General features: G+C 68.8%; 2 protein-coding genes and 1 pseudogene. All 3 read right to left on the reverse strand.

Going from position 1 to position 2,628, the window contains the following annotated elements; all coding sequences use genetic code 11:
* A pseudogene (locus tag G6039_RS30010) lies at positions 1 to 263 on the reverse strand (esterase); the annotation flags it as partial.
* A gap of 76 nt (positions 264 to 339) precedes the next feature.
* Positions 340 to 756, reverse strand: a complete 417-nt coding sequence (locus G6039_RS30015; RefSeq protein WP_006941283.1) for a hypothetical protein — start codon at positions 754 to 756, stop codon at positions 340 to 342.
* An 84-nt stretch (positions 757 to 840) separates the two neighbouring features.
* On the reverse strand, positions 841 to 2,529 hold the full coding sequence (locus tag G6039_RS30020) for a PHA/PHB synthase family protein (protein WP_006941280.1): 1,689 nt from the start codon (positions 2,527 to 2,529) through the stop codon (positions 841 to 843).
* Between the last annotated feature and the right edge of the window lie 99 nt (positions 2,530 to 2,628).

Below are 2,628 nucleotides of genomic sequence, written 5' to 3' on the forward strand. Positions count from 1 at the left end.
GCCTCGGGGGCGGGAGCGTCGGGGTCGCTGCAGTCACGCAGCCGGGCGAGCGGCCAGGAGTGCGCGACGGGCCACGGGTGGGCCCAGCGCGGGGGTTCGCGGTCGGTGAGCACGCGCCACCAGTCGGCGATGTCGCCGGCGACGTCGAGCGGGTGCGCGCCGCGTCGGCTCAGGGTGGCCAGGTAGGTGCTCCAGCCGGCGATCGCCGCCGCCCCGAGACGGAACGGGGCGGCGGCGATCGCGACGGTCTGCAGGGCGTTCATGGGGTTCATTGAACCGGCGCCCGGTGCGTGGTGCCCCTCTTCCGACGCGATCGCGTCGGAAGAGACGCACAATCGATCACTTGAGGAGATCGCGTGCGGTGGTGGTCACCGTGGTGGTGAGCTCACGGGCGAAGGAGACCTGCGCCTTGGTGAGGTCCTCGACCCAGGCGATCGGGGTGGCGGAGGCGATCTTCTCCTGCAGGTCGAGCAGGCTGGTGACGGCGCGCTCGTAGGTGTCGACGGTGAGGTTGCCGCTCTGCTTGGCAGCGTCGACGACCTTGTCGTTGAACTCGCTCAGGCGGGCGGCGCTCTCGTCGAGAGCCTTGGTGAATTCGGCGGTGGCCTGGTTCGCGGCGGTGGTGGCCGACTCGGCGATCTTCTGAGCGGCGGCGGTGGCGTCCGCGGTGGCCTTGGCAGCAGCCTCGTTGGCCTTGGCGGTGTCGGCGGTGGTCTTGGCGACAGCGGCGTCGACGGGGGTCTTGGCGGTGGTCATGGCGTACCTTCCGTTCGGGTGTGTGAGGGCGCCTCGGAGGACGCTGTTAGCAGGTTAGCAAGATGAATGCTAACGCGCAAGTCCTCAGCTGAAGACGTACGTGCCCGGAGCGTCCTCGAGCGGCGGGTGGGCGGCGCTGCCCATTGCCGGCGGTGACACCAGCTCCCCGGCGCGCTTGTTCGACCAGGCCGTCCAGTCCTCCCACCACGAGTGCTCGTAACGGGTGGCCGCGTCGTCCCAGACCTGCGGATCCGCGGGCAGCGGCGAGCCGGTCTCGGCGTCCGGCGCCCCGACGGCCTTGAACCACACCTTCTTGCCGGGCGGGTTCACCGCGCCGGCGACGTGCCCGCCGTTGGTGAGCACGTAGCGCACGTCACCGCCCAGCAGGTTCACCGCCTGGTACGACGATGTCCAGGGCACGATGTGGTCGTTGATCGCGCCGACGACGTAGGTGTCGCACGTGATGTCGTGCAGGTTCAGAGGCTGTCCGTCGAGCACGTAGAGGCCCTCGGCCAGCTCGTTGCGGCCGTACAGCGACCGGAGGTAGTGCGAGTGCATCTCCGCGGGCATGCTCGTGCTGTCCTCGTTCCACGCGAGGATGTCGAAGGCCGCAGGCTTCTCGCCCTTCATCCACCGCGAGACCCAGTAGTTGAAGACGAGGTCCTTCGCGCGGATCATGTCGAAGCTGCCGGCCATCTCCTTGCCGGACAGGAAGCCCTGCTGCCGCATCCGGAACTCGACGAGGTCCAGCGTGGACGGATCGGTCAGCAACCCGAGTTCCCCGACCTGGCTGTAGTCGAGCAGGGTGTTGAGCATGGTGAAGGCGGTCACGCGCTTGTCGCCGACGGCGAATGCGCGCGCGGCGGCCATCGCGGCCATCGCGCCACCGAGGCAGATGGACAGCACCTCGATCTTCGGCGACCCGGTGATCTCCTCGACCACGTCCAGCGCGGCGGCAATGCCGTTGACGTAGTAGTCGTCCATGGTGATGTGCCGCATCGACTCGTCCGGGTTCCGGTACGAGATCATGAACACGGTGCGGCCGTGCTGGACCGCCCACTCGGCGAGGCTGCGACCGGGTGCGAGATCGAGGATGTAGTACTTGTTGATCCACGGCGGCGCGGCGAGGATCGGCACCGCATGCACCTGCTCGGTCTGCGGCGTGTACTGGATCAGCTCGATCAGGTCGTTGCGATAGACCACCTTGCCCGGGGTGGCCGCGAGGTTCTCGCCGACGGTGAACGCGTCCGAGTCCACCTTCAGCGGCAGGCCGCCGCGGTTGAGCACGTCGTGCACGGCATATCGGGCGCCGCGCAGCAGGCTTGCCCCGCCCGTCTCGAATGCGCGGGTGAGCACGCCCGGATTCCACAGGAAGTTCGACGGGGCCAGCACGTCGAGCATCAGGTTCGCGAACTGGCGAGCCTTGCCGTCCTGCAGCGGATCGCCGGCCCCGGCGTCGGTGAGTTCCTCGACGTAGGCCCGCGTGGCGAGATAACTCTGCAGGAGCGAGAAGTACGCGGGGTTCTCCCGCCAGGCGGTGTCGGAGAAACGGCGGTCCCGCGGGTCGAGCGGCATCGGCGGCTTGGGATCGTCGGCGTTGAACACGCGGGTGGCCGCCGCGGGGATCTTCACCAGCCGGCCCGCGTATTCCGTCGTGGCGGCGGTGACGGCCTGGGGGTTGCGGACGGCGCGTCCGGCCACCGACTTCACCGCGGGACCCCAGCCGATCGGGTCCAGGGTCGACTTCAACTTCTTGTGCACGTGGTCGAGCAAGGGACATCTCCAGATGGGGAAGAGGGGTGTGCCCCGAGGGTGACACCGCGTGCCGGGTCGCGCATCTTACCGCGAAGTACATGCGAGCTGCACGTGGGG

Origin of the sequence: Rhodococcus aetherivorans, assembly GCF_011058165.1 — a bacterium.
GTDB lineage: Bacteria > Actinomycetota > Actinomycetes > Mycobacteriales > Mycobacteriaceae > Rhodococcus > Rhodococcus aetherivorans.